The organism is Corynebacterium sp. ACRPH (assembly GCF_022347285.1).
Taxonomy (GTDB): domain Bacteria; phylum Actinomycetota; class Actinomycetes; order Mycobacteriales; family Mycobacteriaceae; genus Corynebacterium.
In genome coordinates this window covers 122,310-146,545 of sequence record NZ_JAKRND010000002.1, presented here as the reverse complement: position 1 = coordinate 146,545, position 24,236 = coordinate 122,310, and the positions used below count along the sequence as shown (strand labels likewise).

The 24,236-nt window shown below is 62.3% G+C and carries 25 protein-coding genes; 17 read left to right on the top strand and 8 right to left on the bottom strand.

Annotated features, from left to right (window positions below):
- The first annotated feature begins 4 nt into the window (after nt 1-4).
- From MHX66_RS01700 to deoC, 6 genes are all read left to right on the top strand, one after another.
- Complete coding sequence (locus tag MHX66_RS01700; RefSeq protein ID WP_034985208.1) at nt 5-2,038, top strand: fumarate reductase/succinate dehydrogenase flavoprotein subunit; 2,034 nt, start codon at nt 5-7, stop codon at nt 2,036-2,038.
- Nucleotides 2,038-2,787, top strand: coding sequence for a succinate dehydrogenase/fumarate reductase iron-sulfur subunit (locus MHX66_RS01695; RefSeq protein WP_239198946.1), 750 nt, complete (start codon nt 2,038-2,040; stop codon nt 2,785-2,787). Before MHX66_RS01700 ends, MHX66_RS01695 begins: the two co-directional genes overlap by 1 nt.
- A 40-nt stretch (nt 2,788-2,827) precedes the next feature.
- Nucleotides 2,828-3,148: a hypothetical protein gene (locus tag MHX66_RS01690; RefSeq protein WP_239198943.1), complete on the top strand. Its 321-nt coding sequence runs from the start codon at nt 2,828-2,830 to the stop codon at nt 3,146-3,148.
- 457 nt (nt 3,149-3,605) lie between these two features.
- Nucleotides 3,606-4,976, top strand: coding sequence for a DUF445 domain-containing protein (locus MHX66_RS01685; RefSeq protein ID WP_255717074.1), 1,371 nt, complete (start codon nt 3,606-3,608; stop codon nt 4,974-4,976).
- Between the two features lie 5 nt (nt 4,977-4,981).
- Nucleotides 4,982-5,296, top strand: a complete 315-nt coding sequence (locus tag MHX66_RS01680) for a DUF2516 family protein (RefSeq protein WP_239198940.1) — start codon at nt 4,982-4,984, stop codon at nt 5,294-5,296.
- Nucleotides 5,293-6,042: a deoxyribose-phosphate aldolase gene (gene deoC, locus MHX66_RS01675; protein WP_239198937.1), complete on the top strand. Its 750-nt coding sequence runs from the start codon at nt 5,293-5,295 to the stop codon at nt 6,040-6,042. Before MHX66_RS01680 ends, deoC begins: the two co-directional genes overlap by 4 nt.
- A 73-nt stretch (nt 6,043-6,115) precedes the next feature.
- Here deoC and MHX66_RS01670 read toward each other — a convergent pair whose 3' ends face one another.
- From MHX66_RS01670 to MHX66_RS01660, 3 genes are all read right to left on the bottom strand, one after another.
- A complete protein-coding gene (locus MHX66_RS01670; protein ID WP_239198934.1) occupies nt 6,116-7,312 on the bottom strand; it encodes a DUF2993 domain-containing protein in 1,197 nt (398 codons plus the stop codon).
- Between the two features lie 103 nt (nt 7,313-7,415).
- Nucleotides 7,416-8,267, bottom strand: coding sequence for a class I SAM-dependent methyltransferase (locus MHX66_RS01665; RefSeq protein ID WP_239198931.1), 852 nt, complete (start codon nt 8,265-8,267; stop codon nt 7,416-7,418).
- A 72-nt stretch (nt 8,268-8,339) separates the two neighbouring features.
- Nucleotides 8,340-8,837 (bottom strand): DUF2505 domain-containing protein, encoded by a 498-nt coding sequence (locus MHX66_RS01660; RefSeq protein WP_005292171.1) that lies wholly within the window; start codon nt 8,835-8,837, stop codon nt 8,340-8,342.
- A 23-nt stretch (nt 8,838-8,860) separates the two neighbouring features.
- On the opposite strand from MHX66_RS01660, the gene MHX66_RS01655 reads away from it, so the two are divergent.
- Nucleotides 8,861-10,219 carry a UDP-N-acetylmuramate dehydrogenase gene (locus MHX66_RS01655; RefSeq protein WP_239198928.1) on the top strand — a complete coding sequence of 453 codons (1,359 nt, stop codon included), beginning with the start codon at nt 8,861-8,863 and terminating at the stop codon, nt 10,217-10,219.
- A 62-nt stretch (nt 10,220-10,281) separates the two neighbouring features.
- Here MHX66_RS01655 and MHX66_RS01650 read toward each other — a convergent pair whose 3' ends face one another.
- The 4 genes from MHX66_RS01650 to MHX66_RS01635 form a co-directional block, all read right to left on the bottom strand.
- Entirely contained in the window at nt 10,282-10,446 is a 165-nt protein-coding gene (locus tag MHX66_RS01650) for a rubredoxin (RefSeq protein WP_239198925.1), read from the bottom strand.
- A gap of 67 nt (nt 10,447-10,513) precedes the next feature.
- A complete protein-coding gene (locus MHX66_RS01645; protein WP_239198922.1) occupies nt 10,514-10,816 on the bottom strand; it encodes a hypothetical protein in 303 nt (100 codons plus the stop codon).
- Nucleotides 10,813-12,057 (bottom strand): alkane 1-monooxygenase, encoded by a 1,245-nt coding sequence (locus tag MHX66_RS01640; RefSeq protein ID WP_239198919.1) that lies wholly within the window; start codon nt 12,055-12,057, stop codon nt 10,813-10,815. The genes MHX66_RS01645 and MHX66_RS01640 overlap by 4 nt, the downstream gene beginning before the upstream one ends.
- 263 nt (nt 12,058-12,320) lie before the next feature.
- The gene (locus tag MHX66_RS01635; RefSeq protein WP_239198916.1) at nt 12,321-14,054 is read right to left on the bottom strand and encodes a long-chain-fatty-acid--CoA ligase; all 1,734 of its coding nucleotides are present in this window, start codon (nt 14,052-14,054) and stop codon (nt 12,321-12,323) included.
- 157 nt (nt 14,055-14,211) lie between these two features.
- On the opposite strand from MHX66_RS01635, the gene mshA reads away from it, so the two are divergent.
- From mshA to MHX66_RS01610, 5 genes are all read left to right on the top strand, one after another.
- Nucleotides 14,212-15,471, top strand: a complete 1,260-nt coding sequence (gene mshA / locus MHX66_RS01630) for a D-inositol-3-phosphate glycosyltransferase (protein ID WP_239198913.1) — start codon at nt 14,212-14,214, stop codon at nt 15,469-15,471.
- 57 nt (nt 15,472-15,528) lie between these two features.
- Nucleotides 15,529-16,185 (top strand): YbjN domain-containing protein, encoded by a 657-nt coding sequence (locus tag MHX66_RS01625; RefSeq protein WP_239198910.1) that lies wholly within the window; start codon nt 15,529-15,531, stop codon nt 16,183-16,185.
- A 67-nt stretch (nt 16,186-16,252) separates the two neighbouring features.
- Nucleotides 16,253-17,017, top strand: coding sequence for a phosphoglyceromutase (locus MHX66_RS01620; protein ID WP_239198907.1), 765 nt, complete (start codon nt 16,253-16,255; stop codon nt 17,015-17,017).
- Nucleotides 17,018-17,052: 35 nt separating this feature from the next.
- The gene (locus MHX66_RS01615) at nt 17,053-18,351 is read left to right on the top strand and encodes a cell wall metabolism sensor histidine kinase WalK (protein WP_239198904.1); all 1,299 of its coding nucleotides are present in this window, start codon (nt 17,053-17,055) and stop codon (nt 18,349-18,351) included.
- Between the two features lie 147 nt (nt 18,352-18,498).
- Nucleotides 18,499-19,191, top strand: a complete 693-nt coding sequence (locus tag MHX66_RS01610; protein ID WP_239198901.1) for a response regulator transcription factor — start codon at nt 18,499-18,501, stop codon at nt 19,189-19,191.
- A 6-nt stretch (nt 19,192-19,197) separates the two neighbouring features.
- Here the strand turns inward: MHX66_RS01610 and MHX66_RS01605 are convergent, their stop codons facing one another.
- Nucleotides 19,198-20,154 carry a hypothetical protein gene (locus MHX66_RS01605; RefSeq protein ID WP_239198898.1) on the bottom strand — a complete coding sequence of 319 codons (957 nt, stop codon included), beginning with the start codon at nt 20,152-20,154 and terminating at the stop codon, nt 19,198-19,200.
- Between the two features lie 33 nt (nt 20,155-20,187).
- On the opposite strand from MHX66_RS01605, the gene MHX66_RS01600 reads away from it, so the two are divergent.
- From MHX66_RS01600 to MHX66_RS01580, 5 genes are all read left to right on the top strand, one after another.
- Complete coding sequence (locus MHX66_RS01600; protein ID WP_239198895.1) at nt 20,188-21,123, top strand: Ppx/GppA phosphatase family protein; 936 nt, start codon at nt 20,188-20,190, stop codon at nt 21,121-21,123.
- 125 nt (nt 21,124-21,248) lie between these two features.
- Nucleotides 21,249-22,301 (top strand): DUF2157 domain-containing protein, encoded by a 1,053-nt coding sequence (locus MHX66_RS01595; protein ID WP_239198892.1) that lies wholly within the window; start codon nt 21,249-21,251, stop codon nt 22,299-22,301.
- A 152-nt stretch (nt 22,302-22,453) separates the two neighbouring features.
- Nucleotides 22,454-23,320 carry a pyrroline-5-carboxylate reductase gene (proC, locus tag MHX66_RS01590; protein ID WP_239198889.1) on the top strand — a complete coding sequence of 289 codons (867 nt, stop codon included), beginning with the start codon at nt 22,454-22,456 and terminating at the stop codon, nt 23,318-23,320.
- 323 nt (nt 23,321-23,643) lie between these two features.
- Nucleotides 23,644-23,844 (top strand): helix-turn-helix domain-containing protein, encoded by a 201-nt coding sequence (locus MHX66_RS01585; RefSeq protein WP_005292138.1) that lies wholly within the window; start codon nt 23,644-23,646, stop codon nt 23,842-23,844.
- 285 nt (nt 23,845-24,129) lie between these two features.
- Nucleotides 24,130-24,231 (top strand): 30S ribosomal protein bS22, encoded by a 102-nt coding sequence (locus MHX66_RS01580; RefSeq protein WP_003855542.1) that lies wholly within the window; start codon nt 24,130-24,132, stop codon nt 24,229-24,231.
- The last annotated feature ends 5 nt before the right edge of the window (nt 24,232-24,236 follow it).

The following is a 24,236-nucleotide window of genomic DNA, read 5'->3' as shown; positions in this document are numbered from 1 at the left end:
TTAAATGAGCGAAGTAACTAACCACCCGCACAATCAGACCGCGGACTTCGACTACGACAAGGCCGTCGCTGCTTTTACTGCGCCGGAATCCGTCGTCGAGGGCGTGACCGTCGGCAAGGTCCTGAAGGACAACGCACCCCACGTAGTCGGCCAGGACAAGCAGTGGCAGTACGCCAAGGAGCACTTCGGAATGGTGTCTCCGCTGAACCGCAACAAGTTCCGCATCCTCATCGTCGGCACCGGCCTGGCCGGTGGCGCCGCAGCCGCCGCACTCGGCGAGCTGGGCTACGACGTCAAGGTGTTCACCTACCACGACTCCCCGCGCCGCGCGCACTCCATTGCTGCGCAGGGTGGTGTGAACTCCTCCCGCGGTAAGAAGCTGGATAACGACTCCACCTACCTGCACGCCAAGGACACGGTCAAGGGTGGCGACTACCGCTGCCGCGAGAACGACTGCTGGCGCCTGGCTATGGAGTCCCCGAAGGTTATTGACCACATGAACGCTGTCGGCGCACCGTTCTCCCGCGAGTACGGCGGCACCCTGGCAACCCGTTCCTTCGGTGGCGTTCAGGTCTCTCGCACCTACTACACCCGTGGCCAAACAGGTCAGCAGCTGCAGCTGGCCACCACCTCTGCGCTGTACCGCCAGATCGGTGCTGGCCACGTGGAGATCTTCACCCACAACGACCTGGTTGACCTGATCGTCAACGACGGCCGCTGTGAGGGTGTGATCATGCGCAACCTGCTGACCGGCGAGCTGAAGGCTCACACCGGCCACGCAACCGTGCTCGCCACCGGCGGTTACGGCAACGTGTACCACATGTCCACGCTGGCCAAGAACTCCAACGCCTCGGCCATCATGCGCGCCTACGAGCTGGGTGCCTACATGGCGTCCCCGTCCTTCGTGCAGTTCCACCCGACGGGTCTGCCGGTGAACTCCACCTGGCAGTCCAAGACGATCCTGATGTCCGAGTCGCTGCGTAACGACGGCCGCATCTGGACCCCGAAGAAGAAGGGCGACGACCGCAAGCCGAACGACATCCCGGAGGACGAGCGCGACTACTTCCTGGAGCGCCGCTACCCGGCCTTCGGCAACCTGGTTCCGCGTGACATCGCTTCCCGTGCCAACGCCCAGCAGATCAACGCTGGCTACGGTGTGGGTCCGATGAAGAACTCCGTGTACTTGGATCTGGGTGACGCTATCCAGCGCCTGGGCAAGGACACGATCCGCGAGCGCTACTCCAACCTGATTCAGATGTACGAAGAGGCCATCGGTGAGTCCGCTTACGAGACCCCGATGCGCATCGCCCCGACCTGCCACTACACCATGGGTGGCCTGTGGACCGACTTCAACGAGATGACGTCCATCGACGGTCTGTTCTGCTCCGGTGAGTCCTCCTGGATGTACCACGGCGCGAACCGTCTGGGTGCTAACTCCCTGCTGTCCTCTTCCGTGGAGGGCTGGTTCACCCTGCCGTTCACCATCCCGAACTACCTGGCACCGCACCTGGGCGAGGAGATTCCGGCCGCCGATTCCCCGGCAGCTCAGGAAGCCCTGCAGCGTGCCAAGGACCGTATCGAGCGTCTGACCACCATCAAGGGCGACGACCCGCACGGCCCGGAGTACTACCACCGCCAGCTGGGCGAGATCCTGTACTTCTCCTGTGGCGTGTCCCGCAACGTGAAGGACATGAAGGACGGCATCGAGAAGATCCGCGCACTGCGCAAGGACTTCTGGGCCAACGTCCACATCCCGGGCGGTACCGAGGAAATGAACCAGACCCTAGAGTACGCAACCCGCGTTGCCGACTACCTGGATCTGGGCGAGCTGATGTGCGTGGACGCCCTGGACCGCGACGAGTCCTGTGGTGCCCACTACCGTGATGACCACCTGTCCGAAGACGGCGAGGCAGAGCGTGACGATGACAACTGGTGCTTCGTCTCCGCCTGGGAGCCGAATGGCGAGAACAAGTTCATCCGCCACTCCGAGCCCCTGTACTTCGACCGTATCCCGCTGATGACAAGGAATTACAAGTAATGAAACTGCATCTTGAAATCTGGCGTCAGGCGGGCCCGAATGCCGAAGGCCACTTCGAGTCTGTTGACGTTGACGACGCCGCAGAGCAGATGTCCATCCTGGAGCTGCTCGACCACGTAAACAACAAGTTCGTTGAGGAGGGCAAGGAGGCCTTTGCCTTCGCCTCGGACTGCCGCGAGGGTATTTGCGGTACCTGTGGCCTGATGGTTAACGACCGCCCCCACGGCCCGGATCAGAACAAGCCGGCCTGCCAGCAGCGCCTGGTCTCCTTCAACGATGGCGACACCATCAAGCTGGAGCCGCTGCGTTCCGCTGCGTACCCGGTGATCAAGGACATGGTCGTCGACCGTTCCGCACTGGACCGCGTGATGGAAAAGGGTGGCTTCGTGTCCGTCATGGCCGGCACCGCCCCGGATGCCGACTCCCTGCTGGTGAACCACTCCGACGCTGAGAAGGCGCTGGACCACGCTGCCTGCATCGGCTGTGGCGCCTGTGTTGCAGCTTGCCCGAACGGCGCAGCTCACCTGTTCACCGGCGCAAAGCTGGTGCACCTGACGCTGTCCCCGATGGGGCGTGAGGAGCGCGGCAAGCGCGCCCGCAAGATGGTTGATGAGGTCGAGGGTACTTTCGGTCCTTGCTCGCTGTACGGCGAGTGTGCTGACGTTTGCCCGGCGGGTATCCCGCTGACGGCTGTAGCAGCTATCACAAAGGAACGCACCCGTGCCGCTTTCCGCGGCAAGGATGACTAAGATCAACTCCAAGACAAGTATCAGAAAGTAGGAGAGAACCATGGCACTCAGTGAGAACCTGCACATGGAGCGTTACTACGTTGATGGCTACCAGCCGTCCAGCTTTGATGCGCCGCACTCTTCGCTGCAGCGCTCCCTCACTTGGATCGGCATGGGCTTTTGGCTGCTGCTGATGCCGGGTCTGGGTACCATCGTGTTCGGTCTGGCTACCAACATGTCCGGAACTCAGGAAAACGGCATGACGTACCTGATTATCGGCGTTGTAATGGCCGTTGTTGCAGTTGTAGCTGGCTCTGCGTGCATCCACGCAGGTCGCAAGAACTACCGCGACTACAAGGATCGTTCCGGCCGCATCATCTAGCTAGCGGTTAGTTATAGCTTCAGCTGAGGCTAGAGCTAACGGCAGGGCTTGACCTTGAGTCAGAGCTTGGGTTTGAGCCGAAGCTGAAGTCAGAGCCAAAGCGCCTCCAATTGCGCAAACCGCGCCACCACTTTCGGTGGCGCGGTTTTGCTTTGCCCGCACAGTATTGCGCCGGGGAGTGTTTCCGAAGGGTGGGATAGGGGGCTAAATGTCGGAAAAGTTGCATTTCTTTTTGCTCGACTGTCTACGGCTGGGACTGAAAACCGTCTGACCAGCGCTTTTGCATTAGTGAAAAGTGTCACTAATAACGTTTTGCAACTTTTCCGACATTTAGGTTGTTGGATAGGTTGTTGGACTTAGCGGAACACTTGCTCAGCCCTCACTGAAGCCCCGCCGAAGCCTCACCGGAGCCCTATCGAAACCCTCTTAATACCCCTTGCGGTGCCATAATTGAATAATGACTGCTAATGAGACCTCCGCCGCACGAGACCGCTCTGCACACCAGCAGACCGGGCGGCCCCAGCAGCACCACCAGTCGGCACCGCTGTCCCAGGTTCCGGGCCCCGACCCGGCCACCGAGGCGGCCCGCCGGGCGGAACTGCGCAAACACAAGGCCATCGCCACCGGCCTGCTAGTCATCGCGACCCTCATCTACGTGGCCATGCGCTGGCTCGAATACCAGGGCAACCCAGGCGCCTGGATCGGTTACGTCCGCGCGGCCAGCGAAGCCGGCATGGTCGGTGCCCTTGCCGACTGGTTCGCCGTCACTGCCCTGTTTCGCCACCCGCTGCACATCCCCATTCCGCACACAGCCATCATCAAGCGGAAGAAAGACCAGGTCGGCCACGCGCTCAGCGAGTTCGTGGGGGAGAACTTCCTCAATGCAGCCCTCATCAGCGACAAGCTCCGCAAGGCGCGAATCCCGGAGCGTGCCAGCGACTGGGTCGTCAACGACGGCGGCGCCAACCGCGTCTCGCAGGAGGTCGGCAAGATCATCGACCTCACAGTCAATGGCATCAACCCCCAGGAAGCAGAGCAAGTCCTCCGCGCCCTGGTCATCGACAAGCTCAGTGAACCCACCTGGGGCCCGCCGCTGGGCCGCGGCCTGGAGCAACTCATCGAGGAAGGCCGCACTGAACCCGCAGTCGACGCAATCGTCATCTGGATGGACGACAAGGCCCGTACTTCCGAAGACTTCGTTGTTCGCCTCATCGACGAGCGCACCCCGGCCTGGGCGCCCCGCTTCGTCCGTGAACTCGTGGGCTCCCGCGTGTACCGCGAGCTGGTGGAATTCACCGGCGATGTTCGCCGCGACCCCAACCACGATGCCCGCCGACAGCTGCGCTCGTTCATCTACCAGCTTTCGCAGGACCTCCAGCACGATGAAAAGATGATTGCCCGGGTGGAAGGCTTCAAGAATGACGTCATGACCTCCGGGCCTGTTACCGCGATGCCCGGCCGCTTGTGGGAGTCCACCCGCGCAACACTCACCTCCTGGTCCCGCGACCCAGATTCCCTGCTGCGCCGTCAGATTGCGCAATGGGTGGAGGCGTATGGGCGTCGTATCCAAGAAGAACCAGAGCTGCGCGAAGAGCTTGAACGGCGCATCGTAGGCGCGGCCAGCTACCTTGCCGATAACTACGCGGGCGAGGTCACCGGCATCATCGGCGAGACAGTCGAGCGGTGGGACGCGCAGGAGGCTTCCGACAAGATCGAGCTGATGGTGGGCAAGGACCTGCAGTTCATCCGCGTGAATGGCACGATTGTGGGCGCGTTGGCTGGCCTGGCGATTTACTCCCTGACTGAGCTGATCTTTGCGTTAGGCTGAGTGGCATGTACATGGTCTTTACGACGTTGGCTAACGTATATATGGGTATCAATTTGGCGCTGGCGGTTGCTATTTTCGTGCTGGCGGCCATCGGCTTGGCGCAGCTGGCTAGCACCCGCGACGATGCCTTTATGGTTATCGACCGCGAGAAGCAGAACTGGTTGATGCTGATGGGTGGTGCGGTGGCGCTGTCCATCCTGAGTTTCTTCATCGCAATCGAGCTGCTGTGGATCATTGCGGCGGTCATCGTCGGCATCTACTGGCAGGACGTGCGCCCCGCGATCCGCGACGTGCTGGATAACTCGGGTGGTTCCTGGTGACTTCTTTCGACCGTTCTAAGGTCTCCCGCGCGGCCGTCGCCGCCATCCTGGATGCCACGCTGCTGAAGCCCGAAGCGTCGCGCGATGACGTGGCGGCTCTGGTGCGCGAAGCCACGGAGTTGGGGTGTGGCGCGGTGTGCGTGTCGCCCTCGATGCTGCCCCTGGGGTCTGTGGTGCCTTCGGGTTCTTCGGGTACTGACGCCACGCTGCGCATCGCCACCGTAGCCGGGTTCCCTAGCGGCAAGCACGCCTCCTTGGTGAAGGCCACCGAGGCGCGTTATGCCGCGCAGTTGGGCGCCGAAGAGATTGATGTGGTGATCGACGTGGCGGCGGCCCTGGCGAAGGATCAGAATGCGCTTCTGGCGGAGCTAATTACCGTGCGAGAGGCTGTGCCGCACCCGCTGGTGCTGAAGGTGATCGTGGAGTCCGCACTGCTGGACGAGGAGCAGCTGCGCACTGCCGTGCGCGCGTGCGTGCAGGCGGGGGCGGACTACGTTAAAACCTCCACGGGCTTCCACCCGGCGGGTGGTGCGAGCGTGGAGGCTGTGAGCATCATGGCCGACGAGCTGCGCAAGCTGGGGAAGCTGGCGCCGTTCGGCATGGGGGAGGAAGAGCGCATTGCCGCGGGCCTGGTGGGGATCAAGGCCTCGGGTGGCATCCGCGATTGGGATGCGGCCCTGGCGATGATTGAGGCGGGAGCTACCCGCCTGGGGGTTTCCGCGGCAGCGAAGGTGCTGGGCGCCTAGAGCCGGTTTGCGGCCTGCGCCGTGCCGCCGTACTCCGTACTGGCGGGCTAGGTGACCGGAGCCGGGGGAGCGGCTAGGCGGCCATCTCGGAGGAACCGACCGGGCCGTCTTCCTTCCAGGGGCGGGTGAGGTCCGCGTCCTCGGTATTGCCCGAGTCACTGCCGCCGGAACCACCGGATCCGTTGCCACCGTCAGAGCCACTGCCGGAGCCGCTGCCGTCACTGGAGCCGCCGGTGGCGGAGCCCGTGTCCAGCTCGGCGAAGTTAACGTCCGTACCGTGCATGTTCACTTCCAGCCCCTCGTCGGTGACGTTGATGGATTCGAAGTCCATGCCGCCTTGGACATCAGCGGGGATGGAATCCTCCAGCTGCGACTCCATCTCCTGGGTGAAGGACTCCGGAAGATCCATACCCAGCAGGGAGACGTTCTCCATCTCCATCTTCATTTGCCCGCCCTGGATAACTGGCTTGACCTCGAAGGTCGCCAGACCGCCAGTGAGGTCGAAGCTTAGGGTCTGCTTGTCCGGGTTGGGGCGGACGTCAGTAATCTGCAGTAACCCAGCCAGCGGGTTGTCCTCATCCCCACCGCCGTCGCTGGCGCTTTCGGAGGCCTGAGCCAGCAGCATCTCCTTGGTAATGACCGTCCGCAGTCGCAGGTCGCCAACCACGGCGTCATCGGGATTGTCGGTATCCATCTGCGTGTCCCGCAGCTCCAGGTGCACCGCGGGCTCGCCGGTAACCCGAGGCTTGGACTTATCCTGCCCCTCGTAGGTGATGTCCAGCGTGGATGGAATGTCGACCGTCATCTGGGGGATCTTGCCCTGCACAATTCCCAGTAGCAATGGGGAAGCGCCCAGCGAGATCTCCGCATCCACGGGCTCGGATACACCGGATTCCTGCTGCTGTTCCCTGAAGGCACTCTGAATCTGGTCCTTCATGAACCAGCGGAGGCCGAACTCGGCGAGGAGCAGCAGCAAAACAATGACAAGCAGAAATCCGATAAGGACCTTCAGCCAAAGCTTGCTCTTCTTTGGCTGCTGCTGGAACATGTTCTGGTTCGGCTGACCATACGCGCCTGCCTGGCCGTAGGCGCCCTGCTGCCCCGGCTGGCCGTATCCACCCGGCTGCCCCTGTGGAGCGCCGTAGCCAGAGCCGTACTGGTTCGGGTTGCTGCCGCCATTGTTGCCGCTGGTGTTCCAGACAGCCGTCTGGTTCTCGTTGCCACCGGCATTGGAGGACGGATTCTGTGAAGGGTTTTGTGGGTTAGTCACCCGTATCAGTGTTCCTTATCGTCGGGGCTGTGCCAACCCGTATCTTATCCCCAGCCCACTTTTGAGCCCATAGTTAAGCCAAGAGTTGGCAGAGAACAGATAGCTAACGCACAGGCTCGTAGACTATTGACCATGGCAAGGTAATTGAATTATCCGCCAAGCGGCGGCGCGGGTTGAGCCGCGCCGCGGGAGAGTGGGCGTCACCAAGAGAACCCAAGAATTCCTGCTTAGCCGAGCGCCACCGTACCCGTGGCCCAAAGACGGCCAGGGGTGCGGCGCGTTCCCAGCTGCGGTCGAGCTCCGCGAGGACGTCGTAGATGAGGTGGCCGGGGGTGTTGCGGTGAATCAGGGTCTTCGGCAGCCGTTCGGCCAGGTCGGAGGGTTTTTCGATGTCCTGCGGGTCCCACGCGAGCGTCAGTGACTGCGGGCCGGCCTCATCCAGGAGTACCCAGCAGGAGCGGCGGCCGACCTCGTCGCAGGTGCCCTCGATAATCACTCCACCGGGGCGCAGGTTCGCACGCATCGTATCCCACGCGGCCTGCACCTGATCCACGTCGTATTGGCGCAGCACGTTAAAGGCGCGCACAACGTCCGCCTGCAGCCCCGCCAGCTCGAAGCCGCCGAGGGCGAAGTGCACGCCCTCGCGGTCGGGGAGCACGCGGGAAGGCTCGATCTCCAGGCCGGTGACCTCCACCGAGGGGGCGATGGTCCGCAGCCACCGAGCCCACTCGCAGGTGGTGGTGTGGGAGGCTCCGTAGCCGACGTCGACGGCCACGGGGTTGCGGTGTTCGTGCAGCACGGCACCCCGCAGCTGGGCCTGTACCCGCGGCTGCGCCACCAGCCAGCGGTCGGATTTGCGCAGGCGGTTGTAGCCGGTCGTTCCGCGGGTAGGGACGCCAACAGGCCCGTCCGTATTCCACGAACGGGCCTTGAGATTGTGGGCGTGGTCAGCCACGCGGGTTAACCGAGCCTTTCAGATGAGTGAGTTTGTTTCCGTTAAAGGTCCAGGCGGAGCTTATGCCGGGCTTTAGGCGTTGTCGCTGATCCACTTCTGGATCAGGGCGGCCTCGCGGGTCAAGAATTCCTCCACCCACTCGGCAACCTTCGGCTCCAGGACGGCGCCCATCATCGGGATCTTCACGTCCACGGCGCAGTCGGCCTTCAGCTCGGTGGAGTCGCCGGAGCCGTTCAGGGTGACATCTGCAGAGAAGGAAACCGGTGCGCCCTTGACCTCCGCGTTGACCTTACCGGTGGTGGTGCCGTCAGCCAGCGGGCCGAACTCGACGACGCGCTTGAGCTTCAGATCCTGGGAAACCATGCCGCGCACGGCCTCCGGCAGAGCGGACTTCGGCAGCAGCTCGAAGAGCACGGCCTCGATCGGCTCGGGGGTGAAGGAGTTTACCTCGCCTGGCTCGTCGCCGATGTTCTCGACTTCGTAGGCCCAGTAGTTTGCGGAGGAGAGTGCCTCGTAGACCTTTTCAATGGGGAAGTTAATCGTTGCAGTGTTCTCGCTGTGAGTAGTCATGCCAACAGACTACCTTTAGTGATGTGACTGATTCGACAAATAACGCACATTTCACGTCCGAAGAACGCGTACGCCGCCTTCTGGAGCGCCTCAGTGGCACCGGTGCCGACCCGGTTTCCATCCCCGGCACCCGTGTGACCAGCCGTTCCTTCGCCGAAATGACCACCCTGCGCATCGGCGCCGCACCTGCCGGGGTTGTCGAATGCTCTTCGGCGGAGGCTGTTGCCCAGGTCGTTTCTTTTCTGGACGCCCACACGCAGCCACTGCTTGTCGTCGGCGGCGGGTCGAACCTCGTGGTGGGCGAGGGGGATGCAGTATCCCAGCTGGTTGTGGTGCTGTTGAGCGCGGGCGAAGGTGACGTAGGCGATAGCGCAGACGTTGACGGTGACGGTGACGCGACAGGCGAGACAGCGGTGACGATCGACCGCGAGACCGGCGTGGTGCGAGCCTTTGCCGGAGTTGAATGGGATCAGCTGGTGGCCGCGACGGTGGAGGCTGGGCTCGGAGGGCTGGAGTGCCTGAGCGGGATCCCTGGTTCCGTGGGTGCCACGCCAGTGCAGAACGTTGGCGCGTATGGCGCGGAGGTTGCGCAGGTGCTGCGGCGCGTGCAGCTGTACGACCGCACGAGCGGGGAGCTCGAGTGGGTGGAACCGTCTGCCCTGGACTTGGGGTATCGCTACTCGAACCTGAAGTTCACCTCGCGGGCCGTGGTGACGGCCGTGGAGTTCCAGCTGACCACCGACGGGTTGAGCGTGCCGCTGCGCTTCGGCGAGCTGGCGCGGCGCTTGGGCGTGGATGCGGATGAGGCCGCCGCCGGGGAGATCCGTCGGCCCGCTGGGGACGTGCGCCAGGCCGTGCTGGAACTGCGCGCGGGCAAGGGCATGGTTCTGGATGCGGCGGACCACGATACGTGGTCGGCGGGATCCTTCTTCACAAACCCGATTGTCACCGGCGAGGAGGCGCGCGATGCGGTAGTGGCCGCTGTGCGGGAGAAGTGCGGTGAGGCCGAGGCGGAGTCGATGCCCCTGTACCCGGTGAAGGCCGGCGGTGGTGTTGGTGGCGCCGACGCTGGAACCGGCGCTGGCGCGGGTGCTGGGACTGGCACGGGCGCTGATGCTGGTGGGGCCGGTGCGGGCGAGCCGCAGTTCAAGTTCTCGGCGGCGTGGCTCATCGAGCGCGCCGGGTTTGCAAAGGGCTGGCACGTGCCGGGGAATGATCGCGCCTCCCTGTCCACCAAGCACACTCTGGCCCTGACCAACCGTGGTTCCGCGACCAGCGCGGATGTGGTGGAACTGGCGCGTGCCGTGCGCGCCGGAGTGCTTGACGCCTTCGGAGTAGTGCTGGAGCCGGAGCCGATCTGGGTCGGCGTGAGCATCGACTAGCTGGGACTAGTCGGGGCTAGCCAGGCAGCTGGAACTAGCCGGTCTCCACTGAGTAGCTGGGACTAGCCGACCAGCTCGAAATCGACCTTGTCGCGGACGCCACAGTCCGGGCAGAACCAGTCATCCGGCACCTCGGACCACGGGGTGCCGGGGTCGAAGCCCTCGGCGGGATCGCCTACGGCCTCATCGAATCGATAGTCACAGACGGGGCACTGGAAAACGGACATGGGGGAACTCCTTCGCTTGGACTGAAGTGGTTGGGGTTGGGGGCTAGGGGCGTCAATAAAAAGAACACTAAGAAGCAGCCTTGGCCGCGCGATTCTTGTCGGTGAACTTGCGCTGCTTCGGACGAGGGATTTCGTACGTCGAAGGCTGGCCGGGGCCGCGCCACAAGCCGGCGATCCCGGGGATAAGGAAGAAGAGGCTGATTACCAGCGGCCAAGGTACGACGTTGCTCAAAGCGGGCACGCCGAACAAACCCAAAACCGCGAGTAGGAGGAAGAAAGCGCCGACCGCCGTGCCCGCGCCACTAAGCACATAGTGGATGGTTGGATTGGGCGGGTTGATGGAGGTTCCGGTTGGGGCGGTCGTGCTCATCGCTGCCACCTCGCAGCCAGCTTCTCTTCCTTGCCAGGCAGGACATTCGCCTTGGAGACATCGTAGTTGTAGTGCTTCATTAGGCGACCGTCCATGACCTTGAACCACAGCGGCGGAATCGAAGCCATGGCGATCATCGTCGCATAGCCAGCCGGCAGCTCCGGAGCCTTCACATCCGAACGCAGCGACTGGTAGCGGCGCGTCGGGTTTGCGTGGTGATCCGAGTGGCGCTGAAGCTGATAGAGGAAAATATTGGTGGTCAGATTGTCGGAGTTCCAGGAATGCTCCGGGGTGCAGCGCTCGTAGCGGCCATCCGGCTGCATCTGCCGCAAGAGGCCATAGTGCTCCAGGTAATTCACGAACTCCAGCAAGGCGATGCCCAGCACGGCCTGGATCAACATCCACGGCAGAATGTAGATGCCAAAGGCGATGAACAGCCCGCCCCAGACCAGCACGGTAACCAGCCAGGCGTTCAGCACCTCATTGCTGAGGTGGAACTGGGACTTGCCCTTGCGTGCCAGGCGCTTCTTCTCGATATTCCAGGCGCGCGGGATCTGGTGGGGGATGGAGCGAACCAGGTAGGTGTAGACGTTCTCGCCCATGCGGGAGCTCACCGGGTCCTCCGGGGTGGCGACCTTCACGTGGTGGCCCTTGTTGTGCTCGATGTAGAAGTGCCCGTAGGCGGGGACAGCCAGGGTGATCTTGCCCATCCAACGCTCGAAGCTGCCCTTCTTGTGACCCAGTTCGTGGGCGGCGACGATGCCGATGCCGGAGCTCATGCCCATAGACCAGGCGAGGCCCAGGCGGTCGATCATCGACAGATCCGAGCTGGTCCACAGGTAGCAGCAGGCAATGAGGCTGGCCAGCATGATGGGGAAATAGAGGTACGTCACCACTCGGTAGTACTTGGTTTCTTCCAGCCAGGGAACGAACTCCTCCGGTACGTTCTCGCCGTCACGGCCTAGGACGACGTCGGCCAGTGGGATCAGAATAAACACTGCAATGGGGCCGGCCCACCAGGTGATATGGATCAGCAGCTCGGGGCCGTTGATGGCCTTCAGCCAGGAGACGACGCCCCACACGATCAGCGGGATAGCCGCCGGGAAGAGGCTGAAAGTCCAGGCGTACTTCTTGGAGTCCTTCCAGCCGGGCGGGCGCTTGGCCTGGGCTGCGCCGGGGGAGGTACTAGTGGAGGCGGCAGCACCTTTGGCTGAGTGCGCTGGGGTTTGCGTGGTTGTCATCGTCGACTCACCTGCATTCCTGTGCGTATCGATGGTGTGGGGATGGTATTCAGTTCGTAACTAGTTGGCGTGCGAGTGGTGCGTGGATGGTGAAGCACCCGGACCCGCACATGTGATACAGATTACATTATTGTTTTCGGAACAATATTAATTCGGGTAATTCTGGGGCCTAAAGGTGGTTTATTGGGGTGCCAAGAAAGCCGAAACCCGAGCCCGGCGTATTTGCCGAACTCGGGAAGGTCTAGAAGAAGGGAAGCGTCCGCCTATAGCATCGTCATGATCAGGTCCTTAACCTCACGGCGGCGGATCTTGCCGATCAGGTCGGCAGGCATCTCGTCGATGACGAAGTAACGGCGTGGAACCTTGTAGCGGGTCAGGCCCTCGCGAGCCCACTCGCGGATCGCCTCCTCGTTGAAGTCGGCCTCGCTCACACCGTCCGCCAGGACAACTGCGGCGACAACCTCCTCGGAGCCGTCGTCCTGCGGCAGGCCAACCACGCCGGCCTTTTGGATCTGCTCGTGCTCCTCCAGGAACTCCTCCACCTCGGCGGGGTAGACGTTGAACCCGCCGGTAATAATCATTTCCTTGATACGGGAGACGATCTTGATGAACCCGTCCGGCTCCATCACGGCCATGTCACCAGTGCAGAACCAGTCTTCGTAGAATGGCTGATCCTCATCCGGGATGTTGATGTACCCGTGGAAAACCTGGCGGCCGCGGGCTAGTAGTTCACCTGGTTCGCCGTCCGGCATGGTCTTGCTGAAGTCGTTCGGGTCGGCCACGCGCATTTCCGTATCCGGGAACGGGATGCCGATGTAGCCCGCGCGGCGCTCCGGGGTGACAGGGTTGGCCACGAGGATGGGGCCTGACTCGGTCAGGCCGTAGCCCTCCACGATCTTACCGCCGGTCTTCTTCTCCCACTCCAGGGTGGTGTGCACCGGCAGCGGCGCTGCGCCGGATAGGGCGTTGGCGATTCCGCGCAGGTCCAGGTTGTGCTCTTCGGCGGCAGCCAGGATCTTGTCGTACAGGGTCGGAACGCCCGGCATGTAGGTGGGGGTCTCGCGCTTCAGCTGGTCCACGATCAGCGGAATCTCCGGCTTCGGCAGCAGCAGCAGCTTGCCGCCGGTGGATACGGCCAGCGCGGCGGTCAGCGTCAGGCCGTAGATGTGGAACAGGGGCAGGGCGGCGAGGAACTTCTCCTGGCCGCGCTCGCCGATGCCGCTGATCCAGGACTGTCCTTGGACAACGTTGGACATGATGTTGCCGTGCGTTAGCTGCGCACCCTTCGGCTTACCGGTGGTGCCGGAGGTGAACAAGATGAACGCAGGGGAGTCCTGGTTCGTCTCCGGGCAGCTTTCGATGTCGGATCCATCGCCGCCGAACTTGGCGCTCAGCAGCTGAGAGAACGGGATGGTGCCCGGCGCCTCGCCGTGCAGCTGCTCGCGCTTTTCCTTGATTGACTTGATCGGTAGCTTCAGAGCCAGGCGCTTCACCAGTGGCATCGCGTCAATCATGTTCACGCTGACGATCTTCTCCAGCGGAGTGGTGCGTGAAAGTTCCTGGAACATGGGAGCGATCTTGTCCCAGACCACAGCAACCTTCGCTGCATGGTCCTTGCAGGGGCCCTCTAGCTCGCGGGCGGTGTACAGCGGGTTGTGCTCTGCCACAACGCCGCCCAGCTTGTGGACTGCGAAGATGGTGATCAGGTGCTGCGGGCAGTTCGGCAGGGTTACTGCCACGCGGTCGCCGGGGCGCACGCCCAGCTCGCGCAAGCCGGCGGCCACGCTCTTGACTTGCTTTAGGAAATCTCCGTAGGTCGTCGTCTGACCAAAGAAGTCCAGGATGTCGGCGCTCGAGTGTTCGGCGACAGTACGGTCGAGAAGCTTAGCCATGGTGTCGTCTTGGTACTCCAGGCTGTGCGGAGTCCACTCCGCGTAGTACTTCAGGTAAGGCTTGTCCTTCCAGGCCGTTCCCTCTGGGCGCTCGGTGTCAGTCATGTAGATCCCTTAGGTCTTTAGAAACAGTCTTCAAAACGTGATGCACGTTACTTTGGACCCTATCTAACTTTTTCGTTTTCTTTGGTGGAATTAAGCAAATTTTTTGTGGACGCCACCCGCCCCCAGCCCCGCTCTAACCTGGCTAAGCTTGGGCGGTATGCGCGTCGCTATGATCTCCATGCACACTTCTCCCCTCGAGCAGCCCGGCACGGGGGATGCCGGCGGGATGAACGTGTACGTGAAAAATATTGCTGAGCAGCTGGAACGTAGGGGCGTCAACGTCGATGTATTTACCCGAGCGACCCGGCCTTTACAGGGCGAGGTAGTCAACGTTCGCCCGGGGCTCAGGGTGATCAACTGCGTGGCTGGGCCGTACGAGGGGCTGTCCAAGGAGGAACTGCCCACGCAGCTGGCGGCGTTTACGGGCTCGATCCTGGCTTTTTGTCGGGAGGAGGGGGTGAGCTACGACCTGATCCACTCGCACTATTGGCTCTCCGGGCAGGTCGGGTGGCTGTTGCGCGACCTCTGGCAGGTGCCCTGGGTGCACACGGCGCACACGCTGGCGGCGGTGAAGAACAACTCCCTGGCCGATGGCGATTCGCGCGAGCCGGAATCGCGCCGCATCTGCGAACAACAGATCGTGGACAATGCGGATCTGCTGATCGTAAACACGGACCAGGAGGTGCAGGATCTTATTGAGGGTTATGACGCCACCACGTGCGCGATCAGAGTCGTCCCACCGGGGGCAGACGTGGATCGCTTCACGCCTGGATCGGATCGTGCGACCGAGCGTTCCCGCCGCGAACTGGGCATTCCCTTCCGTACGAAGGTCATTGGTTTCGTCGGCCGGTTGCAGCGATTGAAGGGGACGCAGGTATTGCTGCGAGCAGTGGCGGAGCTGCTGAACAGGCACCCCCAACAGCAGCTGGCTGTGGTGATCTGCGGTGGATCCTCCGGGGCAGGCGGCAATGAGCTGGAGCGACTACAGCTGCTGGCCGAGGAGCTGGGGATCAGCCGCTGCGTGCGTTTCCTTGCTCCGCGCCCGCCCGAGGAACTGGTGGGCGTGTACCGGGCGGCGGACATCGTGGCCGTGCCCAGCTACAACGAGTCCTTTGGCCTAGTGGCGCTGGAGGCGCAGGCGTGTGGCACGCCTGTCGTGGCTACGCGCACCGGCGGCCTGCCGATCGCGGTGGAGGATCAGAAGTCCGGCCTGCTGGTGGACGGCCACGATGCGGGCGACTGGGCCGATGCGCTGGGCAAGCTGGTGTTGGACGACGACCTGCGCATCGCAATGGGGGAGTATGCCCCGAGCCACGCCGCTAAGTTCTCCTGGCAGGCTTCCGCGGAAGCTCTGTACAAGCTGTACGAAGAGCTGCCGCCCGCAGGCCACCGTGGGGAGCGCCAGCCCGCGGGGTAGAACCGGGGAAATCCAAGGTGACTGCGCCGGGGCAGGCGGAAATGTAGTTTGGGGCATATGGATCGCACAAGGATTTGTGAACTTCTGGACGAAGCGGAAGTCGAGTACACCCTCCCCGAGGGGCCGGCCGGGCAAGACGGCAACATCGTGGTCGTGTTGCCCGGCGAGAAGCGCCTGAAGACAAACTGCATCTTTATCCCGCAGGACGGCATGTTTCGCGTGGAGGCTTTTGTCTGCCGCGCGGTGGAGGAAGGCCAGGAAGAGGTCTACAAGTTGCTGTTGCACGCCAACCGCCGCAGCTTCGGAGTGCACTACACACTGGACCGGAACAGCGACATCTACCTGGTCGGCCAGTTCTCGGATAACACCAGCAGCGAGGACATTCAGCGGATCCTGGGGCAGGTCCTGGAGCGGGCGGATGCGGACTTCAACCGCATCCTGGAGCGCGGCTTCGCCTCCTCCATCCGCCACGAGTGGGCATGGCGCCTGTCCCGTGGCGAACCGACTATGAACCTCGCGGCCTTCACGCACCTCAAGCCTTCCGAACAGGAGGTCCAGCTGCTGGCGCCGCCACCGGGATCCAAGTTGGCGTCCGAAGCAAAGAGCCCCAGCACCCCCGACCTAGACGGCACCAGCGACGGCACGGAACGCGATGGTGCTGACGGCAGTGAGCAAGGCGAAGCGCAAGAAACAGAAGCAGATTCGGACGAATAGGCAGAATAAGCGCGGGGGCTGCCGAATCCAGGGGCGCGCGGGCGCACATCATGGCAGAATTGGGAGTATGAGCGAGCAAAATAACTCCCACGGAAATCTGATCCTGCTGCGTCACGGCCAGAGTGAATGGAACGCTTCCAACCAGTTCACCGGCTGGGTAGACGTGCGACTGACCGACAAGGGCCGCGAGGAGGCAGTTCGCGGCGGCGAGATGATCAAGGAGGCCGGCCTGGAGCCGACCATCCTGTTCACCTCCCTGCTGCGCCGCGCCATCACCACCGCCAACATCGCCCTCGACGCGGCGGACCGTCACTGGATCCCCGTCGTGCGCGACTGGCGCCTGAACGAGCGCCACTACGGCGCGCTGCAGGGGCTGAACAAGGCAGAGACCAAGGACAAGTACGGCGAAGAGCAGTTCATGGCTTGGCGCCGTTCCTACGACACTCCGCCGCCGGCCATCGACGCTGACAACGAGTACGCGCAGACCAACGACCCGCGCTACGCCGACCTGCCCGAGATCCCGGCGACCGAGTGCCTGCTGGACGTCGTCAAGCGCTTCATCCCGTACTACGAGGAAGAGATCGAGCCGCGCGTGAAGAACGGCGAGACTGTCCTGGTTGCTGCGCACGGCAACTCCCTGCGTGCGCTGGTTAAGCACCTGGACCAAATCTCCGACGAGGACATCGCGGGCCTGAACATCCCGACCGGTATCCCGCTGGTCTACCGCATCGACGCAGACGGCAAGGTTCTGAACCCTGGCGGCAGCTACCTGGACCCGGAGGCAGCCGCCGCGGGTGCCGCAGCAGTCGCTGCACAGGGCCAGGCTAAGTAAGAGCCGGGCTAAGTCTTAGCCTTGGGATTTTTGCCTTGGGATTTCTAACCTCAGGGGTTGCCCTTGGGCTGCTCTTTGGGCTGATTGTCGGTGTGTGTCTGGGCGCATTCGGCATGTGGGCCTACCGCAAGCGGGTGAAGGCTCAGCGCAACACTCACACCCAAAGGGAGCTCGAGGGCAATCGTGTTTCCACGGTGGCGCAGGTTTTGCACTTCGCTATCCAGTCTTCGCCCGACGCGGTGGCGGTTGTGGATCGCAAACGCAACGTGGTGCTTTCCAACCCACGCGCTCACGAATTGGGTTTGGTGCACGAGCGGAACCTTAACGCCGAAGCGTGGAGGATGGTGGAGCGGGTTTTCGCCGACCAGGAGCCACGTGAGCTGAACTTCCTACCCCCGCCGAGGCGCAGCAACCGTCCGGTCATTGCAGTGGCCGGGCAGGTTCAGCTGCTCTCCCTCGCGGATGACCGCTTTGCGGTGGTGTACGCCACCGACGATTCCGAATCCGTGCGCATGGAGTCCGCCCGCCGAGACTTCGTGGCCAACGTCTCCCACGAGCTCAAAACACCGGTGGGGGCGATCTCGCTGCTGGTGGAGACCCTCATGTCGGTGCGTGACGACGAAGAAGCCGTGGAATACTTCGGCTCGAAGTTGATCGTTGAAGTGCGCCGCATGAACCAGATGATTACCGAGCTGATCAGCCTGTCGAAGCTGCAGGGTGCGGAATCGCTGCCGGACCTGGAGGTCTTGAGCATCGACAAGATCGTCGAGGACGCGATTGATCGCTGCCGACTGGCAGCCGAAGCGCGCAATATCGACCTGGTGAAAGACGAACGTTCCGGGGCGATGGTGAAGGGTGACAAGGGGCTGCTGGTCACCAGCGTGTCCAACCTTCTGACCAATGCCATCAACTATTCGCCGGAGGGCTCGCCCGTTTCTATTTCCCGCGAAGCACACGGTGATACCGTGACCATCCGCGTAACGGACCGGGGCATCGGCATCTCCCAGGATGATCAGAAACGCGTGTTCGAGAGGTTCTTCCGCGTGGATAAGGCTCGCTCGCGCGACACAGGCGGCACGGGCCTGGGGTTGGCCATCGTGAAGCATGTGATGGCCAACCACGGTGGCAGTGTTTCCCTGTGGTCCCGCCTAGGGACGGGCTCCACCTTTACTTTGGAGCTCCCACGCTTCCAGGAGGGTAAGGTTAAGGAGCTGCCGAGCGGCGAAATTCCGGTTATTCCGGATGCGCGGCGCTTGGATGTCGCGCAGGGCACAGAAGGCATAACTGGTCCATTGGGCACAGAAGGTACAGGGCCAGACATAGAGGACAAATAATGACCTTCGGGTTATCTTCCGGTAATCCCCCAGTGAACTGGGTGTCTTGAGGGTTGATACTCCCTAAAGCCTGCGGGCACGTTACGATAGTGGCGGATAGTTTTCTGTAGCTTTAAAAATTTTTCTTTGAAAGGTTATTGAGCAGCTGTGACGAGCGTTTTGATTGTCGAAGACGAGCAGTCTTTGGCGGAACCTCTGGCATTCTTGCTGAAAAAAGAAGGTTTCGAGGTCTTCATGGCCCCGGACGGTCCCACTGCGCTAGATACCTTCGCTGCGGAAGACATTGACATCATCCTGTTGGATCTGATGCTGCCCGGAATGTCCGGCACCGAGGTGTGCCGCCAGCTGCGCCAGACCTCCAGCGTGCCGGTGATTATGGTGACGGCTCGTGACAGTGAGATCGATAAGGTCGTGGGCCTCGAGCTCGGCGCCGACGATTATGTGACCAAGCCCTACTTCGCCCGCGAGCTGATCGCCCGCATCCGCGCTGTTCTGCGCCGCGGCGGTGAGGTGGAGGTCGAGGCTCCCGCCGACGACGGCCTGGTGCTGCAGGAGGATCGCGTGATGATGGACGTGGAGCGCCACATCGTCACCGTCGATGGGCAGAAGGTTCCTATGCCGCTCAAGGAATTCGATCTGCTCGAGTACCTCATGCGCAACAGCGGCCGTGTGCTGACCCGCGGCCAGCTGATCGACCGTGTATGGGGCGCCGATTATGTCGGCGATACCAAGACCCTGGACGTGCACATCAAGCGACTGCGCTCCAAAATCGAGCGCAACCCCTCTCGCCCGGAGATTCTGGTGACCGTCCGCGGCCTGGGCTACAAGTTCGAGGCCTAACCCCGCCTAAATCCCGCGTCGCCGCGCTTCGGCCGTCGCCGGGTGGATCGACAGCAGAGGAAACCCGCTGGGCGAGACCTTCGCGAGTTTTTCCCGCTCCTCGCAGTGCGCAGCCAGCACTTCGTAGGCCTCCTCGCCGATCAGCTCCGTCAGCTCTTCGCGCCCGGTGCGCCACAACGCCTCGCCGCCTGCGTGGCAGTTCGGGTCCGAGGAGCAGTACCAGTCAAAGTCCTCGCCGCCGTCGCCCCATCCGCGGCGGTTGTATTCGGTGACGGTCGTCCGCAGCATCTCCACCCCGTCGGGCCGGGTTTCCCGGTCTTCGAGTCGCTGCAGCGGCACCTGCCAGCACACTTCGGGCTTCGCCACGGTCAGTTCGACGTCGTTGCGCAGCGCCCAGGCGTGCAGTGCGCACCCGCGGCCTCCGGGGAACCCTTCGCGGTTGGCGAAGATGCACGCCCCGTTTGTGGTCACGGTCTTCAACGCGGGCTCCATCTCGCCCTCGTCGTTTTCTAGCTCGTCCCATTCGAGCCACGGTTCGATATCGTCGCCGCTTTTTTCTTGTGGACGCCCCTTCGCTTCCCATTCATCCATCTCCGCGGGGCGGTTCTGCCATTCTTCCGCCGTGAGCTTCTCCGCGACATCTCGCAGGGTCGCGCGGTCGTCTTCGTCGGTGAGAAATGCGCCGTGGGTGCAACAGCCGACGTCCGGATTCGCGGCGTCAATACCTAAACAGGCTTCCGTGCCGAACCGGCAACGGTACGTGGACAGCAACCACGTGAGATCCACCTGGACGATGTGTTCGGAATCGGCGGGGTCAATGAACTCCAGCCATTCGCGGGCATGGTCAGCGGGCATTTCGTGGCCCGCGCGGATGGATAGGTCAGCGGGTGTGCCTTCCGGATAGCCGGTGGCTAGCTCGTTGTTCGAGGTGCCCGATTCGATCTCCGCAGACGTTTCATTCACGTGTTCCACCGTAGACCCATTAGGCTAGGGTGCGTGCGATTAGGTGTGCTTGACGTAGGAAGCAATACGGTTCATCTGGTGGTCGTCGACGCACAGCGCGGTGGGCCGCCGACTCCAATGAGCAATTGGAAGACTCCCATGCGCTTGGTGGAATACCTAGATAAGAAGGGGGCCATCAACGAAAAGGGGCAGGAGAAGCTGCTCAATGGGGTGGCGCTGGCCAGGGAGATGTCGGAGCAGTTCCGTTGCGAGGGCATGCTGCCTTTTGCTACCTCTGCGCTCCGCTCGGCCGAGAATTCCGAGGAAGTGCTGGACAGGGTAGAGAATGAAACTGGCGTGCGCCTGCGGATCCTATCGGGGGACGAGGAAGCGCGGCTGACGTTCCTGGCAGTACGGCGCTGGTATGGCTGGTCCGCTGGGCGCATTTGCGACCTGGATATTGGCGGCGGCTCCTTGGAGATGTCTATTGGCATGGACGAGGATCCAGATGTCGCCTGCAGCGTGAACCTGGGTGCGGGGCGCTTGACCCGCGAATGGTTCGATACCGACCCGCCATCTAAAAAGAAGGTTGCGGAGCTGGGGGAGTTCATCGACGAAGAGTTGAATGATCCGGTGGAAAAGCTGCTGGATTCTGGCGACATTGACTTGGCGGTGGGCACTTCCAAGACCTTTAGGATGCTGGCGCGCCTGACGGGTGCGGCGCCTTCTTCGGCTGGCCCGCGAGTAAAGCGCACCTTGACCCAGGCCGGCCTGCGACAGCTGATCGCTTTTATTTCCCGCATGACTGCCGCCGATCGGGCGGAGTTGGAGGGTGTGAGTGCGGAGCGTTCGCACCAGGTCGTTGCCGGCGCGCTGGTGGCCGAGGCGGCGATGCGCAAGTTGGACATTGAGGTTTTGCACATGTGCCCGTGGGCGCTGCGCGAGGGTGTGATCTTCCGCCAGCTCGACCATAATCCGGATTTGACGTAAGTAACGCCAGTTGCTTCTGCCTATATGTAGGCGAGTAAAGTAGTGTGTTTGAAGACATATGTTTAAAGTGACGCTTGGGGGCAGTTGAGACTGCGCTGCAAGTGATCAAGTGATGGGATCAATGGATGAGTGAGAAGCTGACAGTCGCCGAACTTCTCGCCCGCAACGGGCGCGAACTAGGTTCTGCTGACACTGGCCGACGTCGACGCCGTCACCGCAACTTGGAGGAGGGCGGCGTTTCCGTTGCCGAGCTGACGGGTTCCATACCGGTAGTCCAGACCGAGGACGACGCAGCTTCGGATGAGTCCGTGGCCAAGGCCGCAGATAAGCCTGCGGCCAAGGTTGCAGATAAACCTGCGGATAAGTCCGCTCCGAAGGCTGCCGCCAAGGACACTGTGGCGGCACAGCCCGAGAAACAGGGCAAGAAGCCCCAGCCGGATCAGCGTTCCGTAAGCCGCATTCTGGAGCGCCCGGAGGAACAGACCGGCCAGCTTGCTGCTGCCAAGGAAGTCGAGGGCTCCAAGGATGTCAAGGACGTCAAGGATGCTGAGGTTGAAAAGCTGACCTTCGGCGAAGTTGCGCGTGGCAAGGTAGCCGAAAAGCCGGAGGCCAAGAAGGAGCCGTCGGTAAAACCAGAGGCTGAGAAGGCTGAGGCAAAGAAAACTGAGGCAAAGAAGACCGAGACCCAAGCCAAGAAGACAACCAAGGCAGACAAGCCAGGCAAGGCCGGGGTCGCCGCGGCAGCGGCAGCGGGCGGAGCCGGAGCAGTCGGCGCCGCTGGGGTTGCTAAGTCGACTGAGGCGGACGATGCTGACAAGGTAGGCGTCAAGTCGGAGTCGCAGGCAACCAGTGACGAGCGGGCACAATTCGCGCAGCTCGAGGAATCCCTCGAGGACGGAGAGGTTGTCGAGTACGAAGACGATACGATCTCCTGGCCCATGATGATCCTGCAAGCGATCCTGGCGATCGCCGTGGGTGTGGGCGTGTTCTTCGGCTTCAGCCTGGTGTGGGCCAAGGCCCCGGCGGTTCTGGCGCTGGTGCTGGCCATCGCAGTGACACTGCTGTTGGTCGGGTTGGTGCACGCGCTGCTGCGGCACCGCGACAAGCTGCTGATGATCCTGGCCGCCGTCGTTGGTTTGGTGCTGACGATCGGGCCACGACTAATCCAGGGGCTGTAAGAAGTCTCCTGTGACGTGAGCGGGGCGCTGGTTGGGGAACCAGCGTCCTTTGGGTTTTGTGGGGAACTAGCGAAAGTTCGGGGGAACTAGAACCTGGGGGCTAGGAACGGGCGGGGTAGCAGGAAGCCGCCAATCCTGGCACGCTGGTTTATATGACTCAAATTGGAATTATTGGCGGAGGAAACATCGGCGAAGCCCTGCTCGCCGGAATCGTTGCGGACACCGAAGGTGCCGCAGACGCAAAGAAGATCATCGTCGCGGATCCGTCGCAGGAGCGGCTGGACGAGCTGAAGGATAAGTACGGCATGGTCACCGCCCGCGAGGGACGCGAGGCCGCCGAAGGCACCGACATCCTGTTCATCTGCGTGAAGCCCAACATCGTCCCCATCGTGCTGGACGAGGTGGCCGAGGTGCTGGACAGCAACTCTCAGGACACGATTGTGGTTTCCCTGGCGGCGGGCGTGACCATCAACACCATGGAGTCCGCGCTGCCCGCAGGTACCACCGTTGTGCGCACCATGCCGAACACCCCGATGCTGGTTGGCAAGGGTGCAATCGGCATCGCCGGTGGTCGCTTTGCCGAAGAGGATCAGCTGAATACGGTGCAGGACATCATGTCCAAGGTCGGCGAGGCCGTCATCGTTAAGGAAAAGGAGCTGGACGCAGTCACGGCCGTCTCCGGTTCCGGCCCGGCATACATCTTCCTGGTCGTGGAAGCCATGATCGAATCTGCCGTACAGCTGGGGCTCGCCCGTCCGCTGGCGGAGAAGCTGGCCATCGCCAACGTGCAAGGCGCGGCCACCATGATGTCCCGAAGCCTAGCAGAGGGCGGGGATACGCCGTCCGTTCTGCGCACCAAGGTCACCAGCCCCGGAGGAACCACTGCGGCGGCTCTGCGCGAGTTGGAGGAGTCCGGCATCCGTGGAGCGTTCTTCCGTGCCATGGAGGCATGTAAGGACCGCTCCGAGGAACTGGGTGCGCCGAAGCCTGGTGCGAATGGAGCTAACGGCGATAACTAAGCGCGCCTGCGTCCGGCACGTGGACGCGCGCTCCGCCCAAATGGGGTTAATTTCTGCCCCTCTCTGAGCGACCACAGTGATCTTTTTAGACACAACGGTTTAACACAAATCACGCCTGTTCAATCCGGTCACGCTCGGTAACAGGCGTGGGCTTGTGGCACCTCGAGTTGCGTAGGCCACAAGGAGCAATCTGCCCTCAATAGTCACCCTTGTTGCACATTATTCACATGGTTCACGTTATGATGGTTCGCGAGCGATCACGTGTGAAGTCCTGCAGGAGGGGAAGCCTGCAGCGCATGAGAGCGCAAAGAAAGTGATGATCTATGGCTAACACCGAAAATGGAACATTTCTGACCGTCGCAGAGGTCGCCGATCTGATGCGCGTGTCGAAGATGACTGTTTACCGTCTCATCCACTCGGAGGAGCTGCCCGCCGTACAGGTCGGCCGCAACTTCCGCGTTCGTGGATCCGCTGTTGAGGCGTACCTCGGAGCTTCCGAGTACAACCCCGGCCAGACCGGCTAATCAGCGAGACGCAACAGTCCCCCATTTTCGGAGCCAGGTGGCCTGAGCCACCCGCCCGGTGATGGGGGATTTTTGTTTCTCCAGGGTGCTGGGGGCTAAACTGTGGAACATTCGTGTCTACGGATGTGAAGCAACTCTTGCGCGGCAGCCCATAACGGCAGCCCCTTGTGGCAGGCAGCGTGCATCCGAGGACACATCTTCTCTACCGCCGTATAAGGTCCGGCGGTGGGGGAGCAGACCTTTAACCTGAAGAGATAACTAACCGAGAGAAACGAGGCTTACCCCATGGGTTCTGTCATCAAGAAGCGCCGCAAGCGCATGTCCAAGAAGAAGCACCGCAAGATGCTGCGCCGGACCCGCGTTCAGCGTAGGAAGCTCGGTAAGTAGCCTTC